General features: G+C 65.5%; 19 protein-coding genes. 5 read left to right on the forward strand and 14 right to left on the reverse strand.

What is annotated here, in order from left to right; all coding sequences use genetic code 11:
• The 5 genes from HP546_RS10300 to HP546_RS10320 all read left to right on the forward strand — a co-directional run.
• Window positions 1-327 (forward strand): ABC transporter permease subunit (locus tag HP546_RS10300; RefSeq protein WP_172224040.1); only part of this gene is annotated, 327 nt, incomplete at its 5' end.
• A gap of 1 nt (window position 328) precedes the next feature.
• Window positions 329-1,939 carry an ABC transporter ATP-binding protein gene (locus HP546_RS10305; protein ID WP_172224045.1) on the forward strand — a complete coding sequence of 537 codons (1,611 nt, stop codon included), beginning with the start codon at window positions 329-331 and terminating at the stop codon, window positions 1,937-1,939.
• A 435-nt stretch (window positions 1,940-2,374) separates the two neighbouring features.
• Window positions 2,375-2,617: a hypothetical protein gene (locus HP546_RS10310; protein WP_172224048.1), complete on the forward strand. Its 243-nt coding sequence runs from the start codon at window positions 2,375-2,377 to the stop codon at window positions 2,615-2,617.
• A 343-nt stretch (window positions 2,618-2,960) separates the two neighbouring features.
• Window positions 2,961-5,891 carry an aminotransferase gene (locus HP546_RS10315; RefSeq protein WP_172224053.1) on the forward strand — a complete coding sequence of 977 codons (2,931 nt, stop codon included), beginning with the start codon at window positions 2,961-2,963 and terminating at the stop codon, window positions 5,889-5,891.
• Between the two features lie 161 nt (window positions 5,892-6,052).
• Window positions 6,053-6,958, forward strand: a complete 906-nt coding sequence (locus HP546_RS10320; protein ID WP_172224057.1) for a LysR family transcriptional regulator — start codon at window positions 6,053-6,055, stop codon at window positions 6,956-6,958.
• Window positions 6,959-7,106: 148 nt separating this feature from the next.
• Here HP546_RS10320 and HP546_RS10325 read toward each other — a convergent pair whose 3' ends face one another.
• The 14 genes from HP546_RS10325 to HP546_RS10390 all read right to left on the reverse strand — a co-directional run.
• Window positions 7,107-7,808 carry a response regulator gene (locus tag HP546_RS10325; RefSeq protein ID WP_172224062.1) on the reverse strand — a complete coding sequence of 234 codons (702 nt, stop codon included), beginning with the start codon at window positions 7,806-7,808 and terminating at the stop codon, window positions 7,107-7,109.
• Window positions 7,805-10,459, reverse strand: coding sequence for a sensor histidine kinase KdpD (locus HP546_RS10330; RefSeq protein ID WP_172224067.1), 2,655 nt, complete (start codon window positions 10,457-10,459; stop codon window positions 7,805-7,807). Before HP546_RS10330 ends, HP546_RS10325 begins: the two co-directional genes overlap by 4 nt.
• 160 nt (window positions 10,460-10,619) lie before the next feature.
• Entirely contained in the window at window positions 10,620-11,171 is a 552-nt protein-coding gene (gene kdpC, locus HP546_RS10335; RefSeq protein ID WP_172224071.1) for a potassium-transporting ATPase subunit KdpC, read from the reverse strand.
• Window positions 11,172-11,181: 10 nt separating this feature from the next.
• Entirely contained in the window at window positions 11,182-13,236 is a 2,055-nt protein-coding gene (gene kdpB / locus HP546_RS10340; protein WP_172224075.1) for a potassium-transporting ATPase subunit KdpB, read from the reverse strand.
• A 9-nt stretch (window positions 13,237-13,245) separates the two neighbouring features.
• Window positions 13,246-14,940, reverse strand: coding sequence for a potassium-transporting ATPase subunit KdpA (gene kdpA / locus HP546_RS10345; protein ID WP_172224078.1), 1,695 nt, complete (start codon window positions 14,938-14,940; stop codon window positions 13,246-13,248).
• Between the two features lie 8 nt (window positions 14,941-14,948).
• Entirely contained in the window at window positions 14,949-15,038 is a 90-nt protein-coding gene (kdpF, locus tag HP546_RS10350) for a K(+)-transporting ATPase subunit F (RefSeq protein WP_172224081.1), read from the reverse strand.
• A gap of 236 nt (window positions 15,039-15,274) precedes the next feature.
• A complete protein-coding gene (locus tag HP546_RS10355; protein ID WP_172224084.1) occupies window positions 15,275-16,327 on the reverse strand; it encodes an AI-2E family transporter in 1,053 nt (350 codons plus the stop codon).
• 12 nt (window positions 16,328-16,339) lie between these two features.
• Window positions 16,340-17,134, reverse strand: a complete 795-nt coding sequence (locus tag HP546_RS10360; protein ID WP_172224087.1) for a DUF4892 domain-containing protein — start codon at window positions 17,132-17,134, stop codon at window positions 16,340-16,342.
• A 109-nt stretch (window positions 17,135-17,243) separates the two neighbouring features.
• Complete coding sequence (locus HP546_RS10365; protein WP_172224090.1) at window positions 17,244-18,098, reverse strand: alpha/beta hydrolase; 855 nt, start codon at window positions 18,096-18,098, stop codon at window positions 17,244-17,246.
• Window positions 18,095-18,883: an alpha/beta fold hydrolase gene (locus HP546_RS10370; protein WP_172224093.1), complete on the reverse strand. Its 789-nt coding sequence runs from the start codon at window positions 18,881-18,883 to the stop codon at window positions 18,095-18,097. The genes HP546_RS10365 and HP546_RS10370 overlap by 4 nt, the downstream gene beginning before the upstream one ends.
• Window positions 18,884-18,954: 71 nt before the next feature.
• Entirely contained in the window at window positions 18,955-19,362 is a 408-nt protein-coding gene (locus HP546_RS10375; protein WP_256676310.1) for a hypothetical protein, read from the reverse strand.
• 106 nt (window positions 19,363-19,468) lie between these two features.
• Window positions 19,469-19,927 carry a phosphohistidine phosphatase SixA gene (sixA, locus tag HP546_RS10380; protein WP_172224097.1) on the reverse strand — a complete coding sequence of 153 codons (459 nt, stop codon included), beginning with the start codon at window positions 19,925-19,927 and terminating at the stop codon, window positions 19,469-19,471.
• Window positions 19,924-20,271: a DUF4389 domain-containing protein gene (locus HP546_RS10385; protein WP_172224100.1), complete on the reverse strand. Its 348-nt coding sequence runs from the start codon at window positions 20,269-20,271 to the stop codon at window positions 19,924-19,926. Before HP546_RS10385 ends, sixA begins: the two co-directional genes overlap by 4 nt.
• Window positions 20,272-20,295: 24 nt before the next feature.
• Window positions 20,296-20,639: NAD(P)H-dependent glycerol-3-phosphate dehydrogenase (locus HP546_RS10390; protein ID WP_372242423.1), on the reverse strand; the 344-nt coding region annotated here is incomplete at its 5' end.

Raw genomic sequence — 20,639 nt, forward strand, 5'->3', positions numbered from 1 at the left:
CTGGAATACGTGCGCGCCGCCCGCGCCCTGGGCATGCGCAACGGCGCAATCATGTACCGGCACATCCTGCCCAACGCGATGATTTCGACCATGACCTTCATGCCGTTCATTCTCACTGGCGCCATCGGTACCCTGACCGCGCTGGACTTCCTTGGCTTTGGCCTGCCCGCAGGTTCGCCGTCGCTGGGCGAGCTGGTGGCCCAGGGCAAGTCCAACCTGCAAGCCCCGTGGCTGGGCATCAGCGCCTTCGCGGTGCTGGCGCTGATGCTGAGCCTGCTGGTGTTCATCGGCGAATCCGCCCGCGACGCCTTCGACCCGAGGAAGTGACATGAGTGAACAGAACCTGATCGAAGTGCGGGACCTGGCCGTGGAGTTCGTCACCGGCGACCAGGTCAACCGGGTGGTCGATGGCATCAGCTTTGACATCCGCAAGGGCGAGACGCTGGCATTGGTAGGCGAAAGTGGCTCGGGCAAATCGGTTACTGCGCACTCGATCCTGCGCCTGCTGCCGTACCCTCTGGCGCGCCACCCCAGCGGCAGCATCCAGTACGAGGGCAAAGACCTGCTGCAGCAGAACGAGAAGACCCTGCAACGCATTCGCGGCAACCGCATTGCGATGATCTTCCAGGAGCCGATGACCTCGCTGAACCCGCTGCACTGCATCGAAAAGCAGATCAACGAAATCCTCCTGCTGCACAAAGGCCTCACCGGCAAGGCAGCCACCGCCCGCACGCTGGAGCTGCTGGAGCTGGTCGGTATTCCCGAACCGCGCAAGCGCCTGAAAGCCCTCCCCCACGAACTGTCTGGCGGGCAGCGCCAGCGGGTGATGATCGCCATGGCGCTGGCCAACGAGCCAGAGCTGCTGATTGCCGACGAACCCACCACGGCGCTGGATGTGACCGTGCAGCTCAAGATTCTCGACCTGCTCAAAGACCTGCAGGCGCGCTTGGGCATGGCCTTGCTGCTGATCAGCCATGACCTCAATCTGGTGCGGCGCATCGCTCACCGCGTGTGCGTGATGCAGCGCGGGCAGATTGTCGAGCAGGCCGACTGCGCCACGCTGTTCAGCGCGCCGCAGCACCACTACACGCAGATGTTGATCAATGCCGAGCCCAGCGGGCTGCCGGCGCACAACCCGGTGGGGGCACCGTTGCTGGAGGTGGATGACCTCAAGGTATGGTTCCCGATCAAGAAGGGCTTTCTGCGGCGCACGGTTGACCACGTGAAAGCGGTGGACGGCGTCAACTTCAGCTTGCCGCAGGGGCAGACGCTGGGGATTGTCGGCGAGTCCGGTTCGGGCAAGTCGACGTTGGGCCTGGCCATTCTGCGCCTGATCTCCAGTCAAGGTGGCATTCGTTTTCACGGGCAGAACCTGGACGCCTTGAATCAGCAGGCCGTGCGCCCGTTGCGGCGGGAAATGCAGGTGGTGTTCCAGGACCCGTTTGGCAGCCTTAGCCCGCGCATGTGTGTGGCGGATATCGTTGGCGAAGGGTTGCGTATTCACCGCATTGGCACCGCAGCCGAGCAGGAAGCAGCCATTGTCGCGGCCTTGGAGGAAGTGGGGCTGGATCCGCGTACTCGCCATCGTTATCCCCATGAGTTTTCCGGCGGACAGCGCCAGCGCATCGCCATTGCCAGGGCGCTGGTGCTGAAGCCGGCGCTGATCCTGCTGGATGAACCCACATCCGCGCTGGACCGCACCGTGCAGCGGCAGGTGGTGGAGTTGCTGCGTAATCTGCAGCAGAAGTACAACCTGACGTACCTGTTCATCAGCCATGACCTGGCGGTGGTGAAGGCGCTGAGTCACCAGTTGATGGTGATCAAGCACGGGCAGGTGGTGGAGCAAGGGGATGCACAGGCGATATTTCATGCGCCGCAGCATCCGTATACCCGGCAGTTGCTGGAGGCGGCGTTTTTGGAGGTGGATGCCGTAAGCTAGCTTTTGGGGGCCGCTCTGCAGCCCATCGCCGGCAAGCCAGCTCCCACCCCGACCGCGCAGTCTCCAAGACTTGCGCTATCCCTGTGGGAGCTGGCTTGCCGGCGATGGGCCGCAGAGCGGCCCGCTTCTGGAGCGGTAAGATCAGATTTACCCCCTTCCTTGTAGGCCATTTCCCAAACATACTCCTGCCGCGCATTTTCCGTTGCCGCTGCTCCGGCAGCGCTCTAGTCTCGGCATGTCGTTGCTCGTCAACGATACAGCTTTGACAGGCTGTGACGGTAAATCGTATGCGGTTCGCCATTATGGCGGCTGTACGTGCGGGCACGCTTGCGTGCGCCGGAACTTACGATTTCCACCGGTCTGTCAACCCACGTACAGCTGCCACCCAACTGTTTGACAGCAGGGAGGAGGCGGCACCTACAACGGTAAATCGTAATGTTAAAAGTCGTCCCCGATCCACCCCACAACCCCCATTCCCTCGAAGACACCCTGATCCAGGCCACCGACTACGCGCTCTGCGCCGCCACCGTGGTACATCAGGCCTTGCTGCTGCAGCCCAAATCACCCGCTTCGATCTTGATGATGACCTCGATGCACGAGCTGGAGGCGCTACGGGCTTTGCTTGAGTCGGCATTGGTCCAGGTGCAGATGCCCACCGAGCCTCGAACGGCGCACTGACTTTTGAATGATGTGTTGCCTGAGCGGGCCCTTTCGCGGGTAAACCCGCTCCCACAGGTACTGTGCAAGTCTTGAGGCAAGTGGGGAACCTGTGGGAGCGGGTTTACCCGCGAAAGGGCCCGCCCAGGCATTCGAGAACTTTCAGGGGGCAACAAAAATGCACACCTCGGAAGCCAGCCACTCCCCCGGGCAATCCTACTCCATCCGGCTGTTTCGTTTACTTCGATTACCGAATAGTTCAAAGCGTCAGTGATCAATTTTACTGACAACAATCGTCTTCCATCATCAGCCAGAAAGGGCATAAATTCTCCACCATCCACTCCCGGCACCAACGGTAGAGCCCATGTCCAGTCCACAACAGCCGCCCACTTCCCCAGCCCTGGCGGCGCTGATCCAGCGCTCCGGCCTGCCCAGCCCTTCGCTCAGCGAAGCCCAGGCGCATGCCGTGCTACAAATGCACTATGGCCTCGCCGGCACGCTCACGGCCCTGGGCAGCCAGCAAGACCTGAACGTGCGCGTGGACGCGCCACAAGGCCGATTCGTGCTGAAGGCCTGTCACGGCAGCTATGCGCAACAGGAACTGGAAGCACAGCACGCCGCCCTGTCCTACCTGCGCGATCAGGGCTTGCCGGTGCCAGCCGCACGCACGGCCACCAGCGGCCAGCAGTTACTGGACCTGGAGATAGACGGCCAACCGTTGCGCCTGCGCCTGCTCGATTACATCGACGGCCAACCCCTCACCCGTCTCAAGCACATGCAACCACGGCTTATGGGCGAACTGGGCGGGCTCTGCGCCCGGCTGGACAAAGCGCTGGCCAACTTCGACCACCCAGGCCTGGTGCGCACCCTGCAATGGGATCCGCAGCATGCCCAGGCACTGATCGGTCATCTGCTGCCGGTGCTGCAGGACAGCGCGCAGCGCGCTCGCATCGAACGCGCTACCCGCCAAGCCTGCGAGCGCCTGACACCCCTGGTTGATCAACTGCCAAGTCAGGCCGTGCACCTGGACATCACCGACGACAACACCGTGTGGGCCCGTGATGCCCAGCGCCAGTGGCAACTGCAAGGCGTGATTGATTTCGGCGACCTGCTACGCACCTGGCGCATCGCCGACCTGTCGGTGACTTGCGCTGCGCTGTTGCACCACGCCGAGGGCGACCCACTGCGCATCCTGCCAGCCGTGCAGGCCTATCAGGCACTCAACCCGCTGACCGAGGCGGAACTGCGCGCCCTGTGGCCGTTGGTAGTAAACCGCGCTGCCGTACTGGTGCTGAGCAGCGAACAGCAGCTGGCTATTGACCCCGGCAACCAGTACACCCGCGACAACATCGCTCACGAATGGGAAATCTTCGACACTGCCACCGCCGTGCCTTTCACCCTGATGGAAGCGGCCATCCTGCAAGCTGCGGGCTTGCAAGCCAAGGTGCCGGACTTGAACGGTTGCGCCCGGTTGCTCCCTGACCTCTCCGGGCAGGCTGTGTCCCGGGTAGACCTGGGGGTACTCAGCTCACTCTGCGAAGCCGGTAACTGGGAACAACCCGGTTTCGACCAGCATCTGCTGACTGCACAAGCCGCCCCGGCCTGCAGCCTGCATGGGCAATATCGCCTGTCGCAAACCCACATCGACAGCCCCGAAGAGCCCGCCACCTGCGCCCTCGGCGTAGAGCTGCACGTGCCCAACGGCAGCCTGGTGCAAGCGCCAGCACCCGGCACCTGGGAGCGCCACGGCGACGGCCGAGGCTGCCTGCGCACCGCGCACTGGGCGTTGTTGCTGCAGGGACTGGAAGACGCACCGGCAGACGGCCAGGGCGTGGAAAAAGGCCAGTCGCTGGGCACTACTTGTGGCTTCCTCAGCGTGCAGCTGTGCCTGGACAACGGCATTCAGCCGCCTTTCTTTGCCACCCCATCCCACGCCGCTGCCTGGCTGGCCCTGTGCCCGTCGCCAGCCGCACTGCTGGGCTTCGATTGCGATGCCCAGCCGCTACCCGATCCGCAAGCCCTGCTAGCCCGCCGCGACGCCAGCTTCGCCCGTTCGCAGAAGCACTACTACGCGCAGCCGCCGCATATCGAGCGCGGCTGGCGCAACTACCTGATCGACATGCAGGGCCGTTCGTACCTGGACATGCTCAACAACGTCGCGGTGCTAGGCCATGGCCACCCACGCATGGTCGCCGAGTCGGCGCGGCAGTGGTCACTGCTGAACACCAACTCGCGCTTCCACTACGCGGCAATCACCGAGTTTTCCGAGCGCCTGCTAGCCCTGGCGCCCGAAGGTTTCGACCGGGTGTTCATGGTCAACAGCGGCACCGAAGCCAACGACCTGGCGATTCGCCTGGCCTGGGCCTACAGCGGCGGGCGTGACTTGCTCAGCGTGCTGGAGGCCTACCACGGCTGGTCGGTGGCAACCGATGCCATCTCCACCTCCATCGCCGACAACCCGCAAGCGCTGGAAACCCGCCCGGACTGGGTGCACCCGGTCGAGGCACCAAACACCTTCCGTGGCCGCTTCCGCGGTCCCAACAGCGCCACCGACTACTTGCAGGACGTCGACGCCAAGCTGGCCGACCTCGACGCCCGCGGTCGCCAGCTGGCCGGCATCATCTGTGAGCCGGTGTACGGCAATGCCGGGGGCATCTCGCTACCGGCGGGCTACTTGCAGGATGCGTATGCCAAGGTCCGCGCCCGTGGCGGCGTGTGCATCGCCGACGAGGTACAGGTGGGGTACGGCCGCCTGGGTGAGTACTTCTGGGGCTTCGAGGAACAGGGCGTGGTGCCGGATATCATCACCATGGCCAAGGGCATGGGCAACGGCCAGCCACTGGGTGTGGTCATCACCCGCCGCGAAATCGCCGAAGCGCTGGAAGCCGAGGGCTACTTCTTCTCCTCGGCCGGTGGCAGCCCGGTCAGCTGTCGCATCGGCATGGCGGTACTGGACGTGATGCAGGAGGAAGGCCTGTGGGACAACGCCCGTGATACCGGGCGCTACTTCAAGGCCCGCCTGCAGGCGCTGGTGGACAAGCACCCGCTGGCTGGCGCTGCACATGGCTCTGGCTTCTACCTGGGGCTGGAGCTGGTGCGTGACCGCGCAACCCTGGAACCGGCCACCGAGGAAACCATGGCCTTGTGCGACCGCCTGCGTGATCTGGGCATCTTCATGCAGCCGACCGGCGACTACCTGAACATCCTCAAGATCAAGCCACCGATGTGCACTACGCGGGCAAGCGTGGACTACTTTGTCGACAGCATCGACCGGGTGCTTGGCGAAGGGCTGTAGGGGTTGAGTGGTGGCTGAAGGTACAGGCCTTTGGAGTTGCTGCGTCTATGAGATCGAGCGCCGCGCGGGCGGCGCTCGATCTCACCGGCGCTGCAAATCCCATGGCAAGCCCGAGGCAGCCAGTTACATTACCCACATCACGTACAACAGGTTTTGTGAACATGGCCTTTACCAGCGACTCCCTGGCAATCTTTCTCGCCGTGATGGATGCCGGGTCGTTTTCCGCCGCCGCACGCAAGCTGGGCCGTGTACCTTCGGCGGTGAGCATGGCCATCGCCCAACTGGAAGCAGAACTGGACCTGGTGCTGTTCGACCGGGCCACCCGCAAGGCCTTGCCCACCAGCGCCGCCCTGGCGCTGGAGCCTCAGGCCCGGCAGGTGATCTGCCAGCTCAACCTGCTGGACGCCCAGGCCTTGCAGTTGCACAAAGGCCTGGAAAAACGCCTGACCATCGCCATGGCGCCCGAGTTGCAGACCGGCCGCTGGAGCCAACCACTGGTAACGCTGGCAGAAGAATTCCCCAGCCTGGAAATCGAAGTGCGTACAGCCACCCAGACCGAAGCCATCCGCCTGCTGCACGAGGGCAGCGTGCAACTGGCGCTGGTGTTCGAACGGCCCGGCATCGACGAGCGCGAGTCGTTTCTGGAAGCTGGCAGCCAGTTGCTGGTGGCCGTCGCGTCACCGCGCCATCCGGCGGGTCAGAACAGCGGCACACCCTTGCCCGAAGAGGCATTCGCCGAACAGCGGCAGATCATCGTCGCCTCGGGCAAGGCCACCGGGTCGGACCCGCGCATGGTGCTGTCGCGGCGTATCTGGCTGACCGACAGCTACCTGGCCACGCTGGACCTGGTGCAATCCGGCCTCGGGTGGGCCTACCTGCCAGAGCCGCTGGTTGAACCGTTGATCGCGTCGGGCGCGCTGGCAGAAGTGCGTTTCGACAACATGGCCAGCCGCTTGCGCCTGTGGGTCGACATCATCTGGCTCAAGCCACGCCCGCTAGGCCTGGGGGCGCGGCGCTATCTGGAAGTCGTGCGCCAGCTTTTCGAGAGGGAGCCACCAAGAGCCTGAGATGCCACAGCACGAGGCCTTGATCATGATTCAGAAGCTAGCGCGATCCCTGTGGGAGCGGCTTCAGCCGCGAACACCGACGAAGCCGGTGCCATCCATCGCGTCGCCTGCTTCGAGGGCGCGCCCGCTCCCACAAAGGCCGCGCCAGTCAATCAGGATGCGACGGGGCCACCAACCGATACCCTACCCCCGCCTCGGTAACGATGAAGCGCGGCGCTGTGGGGTCATCGCCCAGTTTCTGGCGCAAATGCCCCACCACAATCCGCAAGTAATGGGTGTCCTCCACATGGGTAGGCCCCCAGATATCCTTGAGCAGCTGCTGCTGGGTAATCACTCGCCCCGGGTGCCCGGCCAATAGAGCCAACAAGGCATACTCCTTGCGCGTCAACGCCACTTCCACACCGTCCAGGGTCACCCGGCGAAAAGCAAAGTCCACAGTCAATGGCCCAAAGCTCGCCGACACTTCCGAACCAGCGGCCTGGGGCACCTGGCGCAACAGGGCACGCACCCGGGCCAGAAACTCCTGGATGCCAAACGGCTTGGTCACATAGTCATTGGCGCCGCCATCGAGTGCATCGACCTTCTGCACTTCACTGGCGCGCACCGACAACACCATCACCGGCACCGTGCTCCACTCGCGCAGCTCGCGCAGCACCTGCTGGCCGTCCATGTCCGGCAGGCCGAGGTCGAGCACCACCAGGTCCGGTTTGCCCAATGCCGCCTGGGCCAGCCCTTCGCCGCCGGTAGCCGCCTCGATCACCTTGTAGCCCTGCGAGGTCAGGCTGATACGCAGGAACTTGCGGATCTGCGGTTCGTCGTCGATGACCAACAGGGTGGCGGACTGGCTCATGGGGTTTCGCTTTCGGCTTCAGGTTGAGGGGGCAGCGGCAAGCATAAAGTGATGCCGGTGCCCTGGCCATCAATGCCTTCGCCCACCAGAATCTGCCCGCCATGGGCGCCGATCATGCCCTGGCAGATGGCCAGGCCCAGGCCGGTGCCCTGCCCGCCACGGTCGCCACGGGCTGCGGTGTAGAACATATCGAAGATCTTCTCGCGGTCGGCCACGGGAATGCCGGGCCCCTGGTCGAACACGGCAAAGCGCAATTGACTGTCCTGCACCGATACCTGCAACGCCAGCCGGCCATTGGCCGGCGAGAACCGTGCAGCATTTTCCAGCACATTGACCAACGCCTGCTCGATCAGTGCTGCATGCACGAACAATAACGGCAGCTCGACTGGCACATCAGTGTGCACGCGCAACGGCGCCAGCACCACGCGCAGGCGATTGAGGGCGCTGCCGACAATGTCCCCCGGGGCTACCCAGTCGCGGGCCAGCTTGAGCCCGCCGTGGCCCAGGCGGGTCATGTCCAGCAGGTTCTGGATGTAGCGATCGAGGCGCTCAGCCTCATTGCGGGTGCCTTCCAGCAATTCGCGGCGGTCGTCGACCGGGATCGCTTCGCCCAGCGCCAGCAGGCTGTCGATGCTGCCGCGCATGGCGGTCAATGGCGTGCGCAGGTCATGGGACACGGACGCCAGCAAGGCACTGCGCAACTGCTCGGTTTCGCCGTGCAGGCGCGCGGCCTCAAGCTGTTCGGCCAGACGCGCGCGCGCCAGCGCCTGGGCCAGCGGCTGGCCAAGCGCAACCAGCAAGCGCCGACGCGGGTCGCTGAGCGGCTGCCCCGCACGCGGGCGCACACCGAGCAATGCCAAGGGTTGCTCGTCCACCGCCAGCGGGCACCACCACCAGCGGCCATTGGGCAAGGTGTCGCTGCCGTGGCCGGCCGCCTGACCGTGCTGCCAGGCCCAGTCGGCGGCGGCGCGCTCGGTGTCGCTGAAGGCGTGGGCCTCACCGCTGGCTACCGTCAGCTGGCCTTCGACGTTGCGCTCCAGCAGGCACACCTGCAGGTCTTGCCAGCCGCCCAGATGCTGGCCGGCGGCATTGAACACTGCCTGGCGGTCGGTGGCCACCGTCAGCCGGCGCGACAGGTCGAGCAACTGGCTGGTCTGCGCCTGGGTCTCGCGCAGCGCCTGAAGCTGGCGGCGCTGGCGGGCGGCCAGGTTGCCGGTAAGCGCCGCCATCAACAGGAAGAACACCAGGGTCAGCACGTCTTCTTCGCGCTGGATGCTGAACGAGAAATTGGGCGGGATGAACAAGAAGTCGTAAGTCAGGAACGACAGCGCCGCGCAGGCCAGAGCAGGCCCCAGGCTGCTGCGTACCGCGACCAGCAACACCGCCGCCAGGAATACCAGCGAGATATTGGGTAGCGCCAGCACACTCGATACCGCCCAGGCCAGGCCCGCCGCCATGACCGTGGCCAGTAGCGCCAGCAGGTAATGGCGCCACACCCACACCCGCCGCACAGCCGAACGCGGCGCTTGCGCCTGCACATCGCGGTCCAGCACGTTGATCTCCAGGCCATGGCTTTCGCGCAGTAGCCGCGCAGCCACCCCTGCGCCGAACAGGCGCCGGCGAAGGCGGTCGCGGGACTGCCCGACCAGTACCAGGCTGGCGCGCCGCTCGGCAGCATGCTGGATCAGTGTGCGGGCCACTTCGCCGGCGCGCAGCAATACCACCTCCCCGCCCAGGCGCTCGGCCAGTTGCTGCGCGGCCTGCAGGCGATGGCGGGCGGTTTCGTCGCGCAGGCGGCCGTTGTCCACATGCACCAGGCTCCAGGGCAGGTGGCGGCGCTGGGCCACGCGGCTGGCATGGCGCACCAGGCGTTCGGCCTGGTCATCGCCATCCACGCCCACCAGCAGCCGCCCGCGCAGGGTCGGGGCCTCCTGACCACGCTGGCGATAGCCGTGGGCCAGGTCGGCATCGACCTGGGCGGCGGCGGTCTGCATGGCCATTTCACGCAAGGCGGTGAGGTTGGTCTGCGAGAAGAATGCATCGATGGCCGCCCGCGCCTGCTCGGGCACATACACCTTGCCTTCGCGCAGGCGCTCGAGCAGTTCGCGCGGCGGCAAGTCGATCAGCACTAGCTCGAAAGCTTCCTGCAGCACCCAGTCCGGCAGGGTTTCGCGCACGTGCACGCCGGTGATGTCGCGGACCTTGTCGTTGAGGCTTTCCAGGTGCTGGACGTTGACCGTGGTGTACACATCGACGCCTGCGGCCAGCAGCTCCTGCACGTCTTGCCAACGCTTGGCGTGCCGGCTGCGGGGGGCGTTGGTGTGGGCCAGTTCATCGACCAGCACCAGGGTTGGGGTGGCCTTGAGCAAGCCGTCCAGGTCCATCTCTTCCAGGGTGACACCGCGGTACTGGCTGCGTAGCAAAGGCTGCTGCTGAAGGCCAGCCAGCAAGGCTTCGGTTTCGGCGCGGCCGTGGGTTTCGACAACCCCGGCCAGCACCTGCACCCCCTGGCGCTGCTGGGCGTGGGCCGCCTGGAGCATGGCGAAGGTCTTGCCGACCCCAGGGGCGGCACCCAGAAACACCTTGAGCCGACCCCGGCCGATTCGCGGGAGGGTGGCCAACAGCGCGTCTGCGCGGGTGGAATCACTCATGTTTCATCCTTTGATTTTACTGCGGCCTGCGGCATTCCCGGGCCTGCCGCGCAGGCCATCGCCGGCAAGCCAGGCTCCCACAGGTACTGCACAAGGCTTGGAGCGATGCGGTCGGGGTGGGAGCTGGCTTGCCGGCGATGGACCGCGCAGCGGCCCCATTTCAGTGGCTCAGTTGCTCAAGCATCCGGTTAATCGCCAGCACATTGACCACGGGCGGGCCGATCAATGGGTGGAGGGTGGCCTCTTCCAGCAGGGCTTGCAAGCGCGCCACCGGCAACTGCCGCGCCGCCGCCACCCGCGGAATCTGGTAAGCCACCGCCTCCGGTGGCAAGTGCGGGTCAAGGCCGCTGGCCGAAGTGGTCAGCAACGCCTGCGGCACCGGCCCCTGCTGCGCCTGGTACAGCGCAGCCGCCTCCCCCTTGACCCGCTCGGCCAGCACCGGGTTGCTCGGCGAAAGGTTGCTGGCACTGCTGGCGACGGTGGCGTAAGCGCCTGCCGAAGGCCGCGAATGGAACCAGCCATCGCCCTGGAAATCCTGGGCAATCAGCGCCGAACCTCGCACCTGCCCCTGGTCATCGCGCACCAGGCTGCCATTGGCCTGCTCCGGGAACACCACCTGGGCTATGCCCGTCACTGCCAGCGGGTAGAGCGCACCCGTGACCAAGGTCATCAACAAAGCCAGGCTCACCGCCGGGCGTACATAAGTAGTCATGTCGGCCTCCTCAGACCAGGTGCAGGGCATTGAGCAGCAGATCGATCAGCTTGATCCCGGCAAACGGCACGACAATGCCGCCCAGCCCGTAGATCAGCAGGTTGCGCCGCAGCAGGTGCGCCGCGCTCGCCGCCTGCACCCGCACGCCACGCAGCGCCAGCGGGATCAGCACGATGATGATCAGCGCGTTGAACACGATGGCCGACAGGATCGCGCTTTGCGGGCTGGCCAGATGCATCAGGTTGAGCACACCCAGCTGCGGATAGATGGCGGCGAACAGCGCCGGCAGGATGGCGAAATACTTGGCCACGTCGTTGGCGATGGAGAATGTGGTCAGTGCACCTCGGGTCACCAGCAGCTCCTTGCCGACCTGGACCACGTCCAGCAGCTTGGTCGGGTCGCTGTCCAGGTCGACCATGTTGGCCGCCTCGCGCGCCGCCTGGGTGCCGTCGTTCATGGCCATGCCCACGTCTGCCTGGGCCAGTGCCGGGGCGTCGTTGGCGCCGTCGCCGCACATGGCCACCAGGCGGCCGTCGTTCTGTTCCTGGCGGATGCGCGCCAGCTTTTTCTCGGGGGTGGCCTCGGCGAGTACGTCATCCACCCCCGCCTCGGCAGCGATGGCGGCGGCGGTCAGCGGGTTGTCGCCGGTCACCATCACCGTGCGGATACCCAGTTTGCGCAACTCGGCGAAGCGCTCGCGAATGCCGGGCTTGACCACGTCCTTGAGGTGGATCACGCCCAGCAGGCGCTGGTCGACGCACACCAGCAGCGGCGTACCACCGCTCTGGGCAATGCGCTCCACTTCGCGGGCCAGCGCCGGGGGCATTTCCAGCCGCTGCATGCCGACGAACGCCAGCACTGCATCCACAGCACCCTTGCGATAGCGTCGCTGCTGCAGGTCGATGCCCGAAAGGCGGGTCTCGGCGCTAAAGGCTACTGCGTCGAACTGGCCGGCAGGCGGCTCGACGAAGTCGTGCAACTGCCGCAGGTACTCGACAATCGATTTGCCTTCGGCAGTATCGTCCGCCAGCGAGGCCAGCAAGGCGCCCTCCCCCAGTTCCCGGGCGGTGATGCCCGGTGCGGCATGCAGGGCACTGCAGCGGCGGTTGCCGAAGGTGATGGTGCCGGTCTTGTCGAGCATCAGTGTGTGCACGTCCCCGGCCGCCTCCACCGCCCGGCCCGAACGGGCGATGACGTTCAGCCGCACCAGCCGGTCCATGCCAGCGATGCCGATGGCCGACAGCAGGCCGCCGATGGTTGTGGGGATCAGCGTTACCAGCAACGCAGCCAGGAAGATCAGCGGCAGGCTGCCGCCGGCAAAATGGGCGAACGGCTGCAAGGTCACCACCACGACCAGAAAGATCAGGGTCAGGCCGATCAGCAGGATGTCGAGAGCGATCTCGTTGGGGGTTTTCTGCCGCTTGGCGCCCTCGACCAAGGCGATCATGCGGTCCAGGGTGGATTCACCCGGGTTGCTGGTGATGCGGATAAGCAGCCAGTCGGACACCAGCCGGGTGTTGCCGGTCACCGCCGAGCGGTCGCCACCGGATTCGCGAATCACCGGCGCGGACTCGCCGGTGATGGCGGCCTCGTTGACGGCGGCGATACCTTCTAGCACCTCGCCGTCACCAGGTATCATTTCGCCGGCCACCACGCGTACCACGTCGTCCTTGCGCAGTGCACTGGCGGCGACAGTCTCGTAGCTGCCATCGCGCTTGCGCCGCTGCGCGGTCAGGCCTTGGCTACCGGCTTTGAGGCTATCGGCGCGGGCCTTGCCCCGGCCTTCGGCCAAAGCTTCGGCGAAGTTGGCGAACAGCACGGTAAACCACAGCCACAAGGCGATCTGCACGGCAACACCGGTGCCTACGCCACTGCCAGGGGCTACGCACAATACGGTGGTCAGTGCTGCGGTCAGAGCCACTACCAGCATCACCGGCGAACGCCTGAGCTGGCGCGGGTCGAGCTTGACGAACGCCTGCACCAGCGCCGGGCGCCACAGCGCGGCGAAGCGGGTCTGGTCCTGGGCACTGTGCCGGGCGTTTGCTTCAGGAATGGGCATGTTCATGGTCGGTCCTCAGTAAGCCAGGCTCAGGTGTTCGGCGATTGGTCCAAGGGCCAGGGTCGGCAGGAAGGTCAGCCCCCCGACCAGCAGGATGGTCACCAGCAGCAGGCCGGTGAACAGCGCGCCGTGGGTGGGGAAGCTGTTCTGCCCCTGGGGCGCGCTCTTCTTCGCCGCCAGGCTGCCGGCCAAGGCCAGCACCGGCAGGATGTAGCCAAAGCGGCCGATGAGCATGGCCAGGCCAATCATCAGGTTGTGATACACGGTATTGGCGCCAAAACCGGCAAACGCCGAGCCATTGTTGGCGGTGCCCGAGGTGTAGGCGTACAGCAGCTGGCTGAAACCATGTGCGCCGGGGTTGCTGACCGCACCTGCCGGGCCCGACAGGCTGGCAGCGATGGCGCCGAGTACCAGCACGCCAACCGGCATCACCAGAAGTGTTGCCACCAACAGTTGTACCTCACGCGCCTGCAGTTTCTTGCCCAGGTATTCCGGCGTGCGACCGATCATCAGCCCGGCCAGGAACACCGCGATCAGCACGAACAGCACCATGCCGTACAGCCCTGCGCCGACGCCGCCGAAGATCACCTCGCCAACCATCATGTTGACCATCGCCACCATGCCGGTCAGCGGGTTGAGGCTGTCGTGCATGGCGTTTACCGAGCCGTTGGAGGCGGCAGTGGTGGTCACCGTCCACAGCACCGAGCCGGTAGTGCCGAAGCGGCTTTCCTTGCCTTCCATAGGCGCGCCCTGCTGTACCTGGGCGCCTTCAAGCGCCGGGTTGGGCTGGTACTCGGACCACAACGCCATACTGCCGCCAATCAGGAACAGCGCGAGCATGCAGGCCAGGATTGCGCGGCTTTGGCGCAGGTCCTTTACGTAGTGGCCGAAAGTGAACACCAGGGCTGCCGGGATCAGGATGATCGACGCCACCTCGAACAGGTTGCTCCAGGCAGTGGGGTTCTCGAACGGGTGCGCCGCGTTGACCCCGAAGAAGCCACCGCCGTTGGTACCCAGCTGCTTGATGGCGATCTGGCTGGCCGCCGGGCCCAGCGGGATGGTCTGCTCGGCACCTTGCAAGGTCACCGCGTGGGCGTAGTCGGCCAGGGTTTGCGGCACGCCCTGCCCTACCAGCAGCAGCGCCAGCAGCAGGCACAGCGGCAGCAAGCCGTAGAGGGTGGCGCGGGTCATGTCGACCCAGAAGTTGCCAAGGGTGTTGGCACTGCGCCGGGCAATACCGCGACACAGGGCAACCAGCACGGCCAGGCCGGTTGCGGCGCTGACGAAGTTCTGCACGGTCAGGCCGAGCATCTGGCTGAGGTAGCTGACTGATGCCTCACCGCTGTAGGCCTGCCAGTTGGTATTGGTGATGAAGCTCACGGCAGTATTGAACGCCAGCGACCATTCCTGGCCGGGCAAATGCTGCGGGTTGAGCGGCAGGTAGCCCTGCAATAGCAATACGGCGAACAACAGCAGGAACCCGGCCAGGTTGAACGCTACCAAGGCAAGGGTGTACTGGCGCCAGTTCTGCTCCTGGCTGGCGTTTACTCCCGCAAGCCGGTAGCAGCCCTGCTCGACCGGGCCCAGCAGCGGCGACAGCCAGGTGCGCTGGCCTTCCATGACCTTGAAGTAGAACCGCCCAAGCCAGGGTGCCGGGAGCAGCACGATGGCGAAAAATGCCAGGAGCAAGGCGTAATCGTGACTGTGCATGGCCGCTCCTAGCTGCGATCGGCGCGCAGCAGCGCCGCCAGCAGATAAAACGCCAAGGCCACTGCCAGCAGCAGTGACAGCCCTTCGAGCATGTTCATGAGTAGTTCTCCCCGTGGTGCGGCTTGGGCCGCTTTGGGGAGATTGTCCGAGGGAGGGGCGTAAAGGAGCGAGATCGGGTGGTGGGGAGAGGAATAAAGAAAGCGTAAAAATGTGGGCTTTGGGGGTGTCAGTGCCGGCCTCTTCGCGGGTAAGCCCGCACCTACCGGGACCTCATGGGTTCAGGCCTGAGAGATTCCGGTGGGAGCGGGTTTACCCGCCAAGAGGCCGGGACAGGCTACCGCTGAGGCGGCTGCTGCACGGCGTTACGGCTCCAGTCCAGCAACAGGCTGTAACCCACCGCCAACAGGGTCGGCCCGATGAACAGGCCGATGAAGCCAAACGCCAGCAAACCGCCGAACACCCCCAGCAACACGATCACCAACGGCAGGTTGCCGCCCCGGCTGATCAGGTACGGCTTGAGCACGTTGTCTACCCCACTGATGACGAACGTGCCCCAGATACCGAGGAACACCGCCATGCCATACTCGCCCTTCCACACCAGCCAGCCAGTGGCCGGTATCCAGGCCAGCGGCGGGCCCATGGGGATCAGGCTGAGCATGAAGGTCACCAGGCCCAGCACGATGGCACCAGGTACGCCGGCGATCAGGAAGCCGATCATTGCCAGCAGGCCCTGGGCGGCTGCAGTACCAATCACCCCGTTGACCACCCGCTGCACAGTGCCGGCCACCAGTTCCAGGTAGTACTCGGCGCGGTCACCCATCAGGCGCTGCAGCAGGCGCAGCACGAACGCCGCCAGGCGTGGCCCATCGCGGTAGAAGAAGAACACGAACACCAGGCTGAGGGTGAGCTCCAGCACGCCGCTGCCGATCTGCGCACTGCGCGCCAGCAGCCAGTTGCCCACCTGTCCCAGGTACGGCTTTACCGAAGCCAGCAAGGCGGCGCCCTGCTGGTCCAGCGATTGCCACCAGCTGACCAGCCGCTCGCCTACGAACGGAATGCTGCCCAGCCAGGCGGGGGCATCGGGCAGGCCGTCCACCTGCACGTCACGCACGAACGCGGTGGCGTCGCGTATGTGATCGGCCAGGTTGAAGCCCAGCCACACCAGCGGCAGGGCCACGATCAGGATCCAGGCAATGGTCAGCACGCTGGCCGCCAGGGTCTCGCGGCCGCCCAGCACGCGCGTCAGCAAACGCATCAATGGCCAGCTGGCAAAGGCCAGGATGGCCCCCCACAACAGCGCCGAAATGAACGGAGCCATGACCCACAGGCCGGCACCCAGCAACGCCAGCAGCAGGATCTGGATCAGCAGGCGGTCGTTGTTAACCATGTTGGTGCTCGTTCAACGGATCAGTTCAAGGTGCAGGCCTTCGGTGGGCGCGCTGCCGACTTCGAGGCGGCCGTTGCGTACACCCGCCTTGACCAGCGCCTCGCGCCAGGATTCCGCCTGAGCGCCACTGAGGCTGGCACGCAGGGTGCTGTCGAGATTGAGGCTGCGGGCCAGCAGGTTTACCCAGGTGTCTTGCGGCGCCGCCAGGTCAGGGTAGTCGAGCTTGCCGGTATCGCGCATTTCGCGCAGCACCGTGGCAGCGGTCGGCAACAGTTCGCCCAGCGGGCCGGCGGCAACGAACTCCTCAACGTGCAGGTAGGCGCGGCGGTTGCCACGGGTGACGCTGTACAGCGCGACCAGGGTGTCGGCCTGCTCGGCCGAGCGGCGCAGCAGGATGAACGCCTGCTGCTCGTCGCCGCCATTGAGGCGGGCATTGGCAAACACATCGTTGGCCCACAGGCTGGCCTCGCCGCAATCACGGCCCTGGCACCAGAACAACGGGTAGCCACCGTCGTGCTGCAGTGCTTCACGAGCACTGGTGAAGGCTTCGCGGGCGGTACGCTCGACCGGCAGTTCGTAGGTTACCGAGCTGACCTGGCCGCGGCTCTCGACCTTGTCCTCCATGCGCAGGCGGCCGCTGATCTTGCGCAGCGGGCCCATCGGGTAGACGCGCTCCTGCTCCACGGCCGGGCGCTGGTCGACCACTTTGGCGTCCGCCGGTACCGGCAGGCTGCCGGCCCACAGCACGGGGCTGGCGAATACCAGGCAGGCGGCGACGGCATTGCGGATGGCTACAGGCGCACTCATTGGCGGCCCAGGCGGCGCGGTGCGCCGAAGTGAAACTCCAGGATGTCTGGCAGATGCATGGTTGTCTCCCTGTTCAACCCGCCAAGCCTCGACACTTGTCCGGTGCAAGTCAAGGAATGCCAAAGAAACGATTGAAACAGTCTGCGACAAGGGCCGCACCCTGCTCATCGTTCAGGTGCAGGTGGTGGCCACCGGGCAGCTCCACCTGTTCGAAGGGTAGCTGCTCCAGCAGCTTGGTGTGGCGCGCCAGCATACCGTCGGCGGCCACGACCAGGCACGCCGGGCAACTCACCCGGCGCACATACGCCATGGCCTGGGCCTCACTCAGGCGCAGCGGCGATGGCAGGGTCAGGCGGCTGTCACTGCGCCAGCTGTACCCACCGGGCACCGGCATCAGGCCGCGCTGGGCCAGCAGCTCGGCTGCCTCACGGCTGACCGCGACCATGCCTTTCATGCGCGCCTGCACGCCCTGCTCCAGCGTGGCGTATACCGACTTGCGCTTGCCATCCAGGCGCAGCTGGGCCTGCAGCGCCATGCCCAGCCGCTCGCCGGCATCCTGCTCGGCACCGGTTGGCGGAATGACCCCGTCAATCAAGGCCAGATGGCTGACCCGGTCTGGCAAGGCACCGGCCAGTTGCACCGCGATGATCGCCCCCAGCGAATGGCCGAGCAGCGCGAAACGTTGCCAGCCCAGCTGCTCGGCCACCCGCAGAACATCATGGGCGTAGTCGGCCAAGGCATACCCGGCGCCAGGCGGTCGGTGCTCGGAATAACCATGTCCGGCGAGGTCCAGCGCAACGATGCGCAGACCCTGCAGTTGCGGCGCGAGGCGGGCAAAGCTGTTGGCATTGTCCAGCCAGCCATGCAAGGCGATTACCGGCAACCCGTCTTCAGGGCCGAACAGGTGCGCAGCCAGTTCGATATGGCCCAGGCTCAGGCGCACTTCCTCGACCTGCGCGCTCATGCCTGGCTCCAGCGGTCGAACAGGCCCTTGATCAGGCTGGCGGTGTCGGTTGGGCGTTCCAGCGGGAACATGTGTCCCCCCGGCACGCTGTGGTACTCGCCCTTGGGCATACCGCGCACCGCCAGGGTGTGGTGGCGGCGAATGACGTTGCTGCGCTCGCCGCGCACCATGGCCAGTGGTACCTGCAGCTGCCGGGCCGGTGCCGGGCTGGTATGCGGGATGCTGCGGTAGATGCTGATTTCCGTAGCCGGGTCGAAGCGCAACTGCACCCCCTGCTCCATGGCCTGCAGGCCATGCTCGACATAGGCATCCAGGCATTCGGGGTCAAAATGGCGGAACAGCGACTTGCCGGCAAAATAGTCCCGGGCACTGTCGCGGTCATCGAAGCTGTCACGGCGCCCAAGCGTGCGCCCGGCCGGGGTGATACGGTCGATGAAACCGAAGCGCTTGGCCGTGCGCAGCAACCATTGGTCGGCGCGGGTGAGTACCGGTGAGTCGAGCATCACTACGCCGCGGTAGTACTCGGGGCAGCGCAGCGCCGCGTGCAGGTGCAGCACACCGCCCAGCGAATGGCCGACGCCCCAGACCGGCTGCTCCTGCCGGGCCAGGTGGTGCAACAGTTCATCGACCAGGCTCTGCCAGTTTTCGTCCACCGGAAAGCGCGGATCGTGCCCGTGCTGGGCCAGGTGCTGCACCTGGTAGTCCGGTGCCAGGGCGGCGAACAGCTTGCCGTAGGTGGCCGAGGGAAAACCGTTGGCATGGGCGAAGAAGATCTGCTGCGACATGGCGGCTGGTCCGGACCGGGATGATCGCCCATTGTCGGTATCGGCGGGCGGTTCGGCAACGTCCGGAAAGGTCATCGGCGGTGGCTATCAGGCCATGAGGAACGGTCGAAACTGTCCAGTGAACGGTGCAGGCAGGCTTGCATGTAGGCCAGTTGGCTCTCCAGCGCTTCGCGGGCCAGGCGCTGATCCTGGTGGTCCAGCTGCAGGCGACGCAGGGCCAGGCAACTGGTTTGCAGCAGATGGGAGACGCGCAGACAGGCATCCTGAAGCCTGAGCAGGTCCTGCTCGCTTTGCAGCCTCACGGTGGGTTCCCGCTCGGTGTTGCCGTTGACCTTGTGCATCAGGTGACGGAGCTTGGCATCGGCAGAATCGCGCAACAGGCTGTAATGGGCAAAATCCAGCACTACGCCTTGTTGCACCTTGTCTACGGTGGGTTGCAGGTCCAAGGAGCTCAACAGCTCCCACATCTGACCGCGCATTCGCTATTCCCTGCGTATTTGTCTGGAGCCAACCGTAGCAACCGTGCAGCAAGCGCGGCAACTGGCAAAAATGCCAGTTGCTTTCCTGATTGCGCGGCCCCGGGCTTCACGCCGGGGAGTTGATCGCCAGCAACGTCATCAGCCCAGCCAGCGGCCATTCCCCTTCCAGCTCTGCCAGGCTGGCCGTACTCATGGCTGCAGGCTGCTGCTGGTGCCCCTGTTCCAACATCCCGACCAGGTTACCCACCAGCGGCTGGTGGCTGACCAGCAGTACATGCTCCAGGCCCAGCCGCTCGATTTCGCCAATCGCTTGCAGCACATCGCTTTCTGGCGTCAGCCAGGGCACGGTGCGCACTTGCTCGGCGAAACCGAGGGTGTCGTGCACCAGTGCCGCCGTCTGCTGGGCCCGTACGTAGGGGCTGGCGATGATGGCCTGCAACGGCTGCCCCAGCAGGCGGGCAGCGCTGCGCAGTACCTGCTCGCGACCATGGGCGGTCAGGCGGCGCTCGGCATCGGTATTGGCGCGCGGCTCCGCTTCACCATGGCGCAGCACCCACAGCTTCACAGCTTGGGCTCCTCGTCACGTACCGGGTGTGGGGCCGGGGCCACGGCATGCGGGGCCTCGCCTTCAGGGGGCCGCGGGGTCGGCCAGTCGGCAAACGGCCAGGGCTTCTGGTCGGTGTGGAAGCTGCCAAAGCGGCCGATCTGCGCCAGGTACTGGCTGAGGCTGTCACCGAAATTCATCAAGCTGGCGCTAGGGGCGCCGTATACCAGGCGGTAGATCAGCTGCACCAGCACCAGGCCAGCCAGCAGCAGCTCGGCCAGTTGCCAGACCACCAGGAACACCAGCATCCACAGCACCCGCAGGATGATCGACTCGCGCTGGGCGCGTTCCGGGGTATCGTTCATGTACCGCTCCTTGCTCTGTTCGGCTCAGTTGAAGCCGCTGATGGAAATGAAATCGACATCGGTCTTGGGCTCGGCACGCATCAGGTGCTCGATCACCTGGTTCAGCGTCCGGCCTTCGAACAGGATGGCATGCAGGCCCGCGACCAGCGGCATGTACACCTGCGCTTCCTGGGCCTTGGCCTTCAGCACCTTCAGGGTGTTGACGCCTTCGGCCACTTCGCCCAGGCGGTTGACCGCCTCTTCCAGGCTGTGGCCCTGCCCCAGCGCGTAGCCAACCTGGTAGTTGCGGCTCTTGGGCGAGGAGCAGGTGACGATCAGGTCACCGACACCGGCCAGGCCGAGGAAGGTCATGGGGTTTGCGCCCTGGC

Origin of the sequence: Pseudomonas sp. CM25 (genome assembly GCF_013179705.1) — a bacterium.
Lineage (GTDB): Bacteria > Pseudomonadota > Gammaproteobacteria > Pseudomonadales > Pseudomonadaceae > Aquipseudomonas.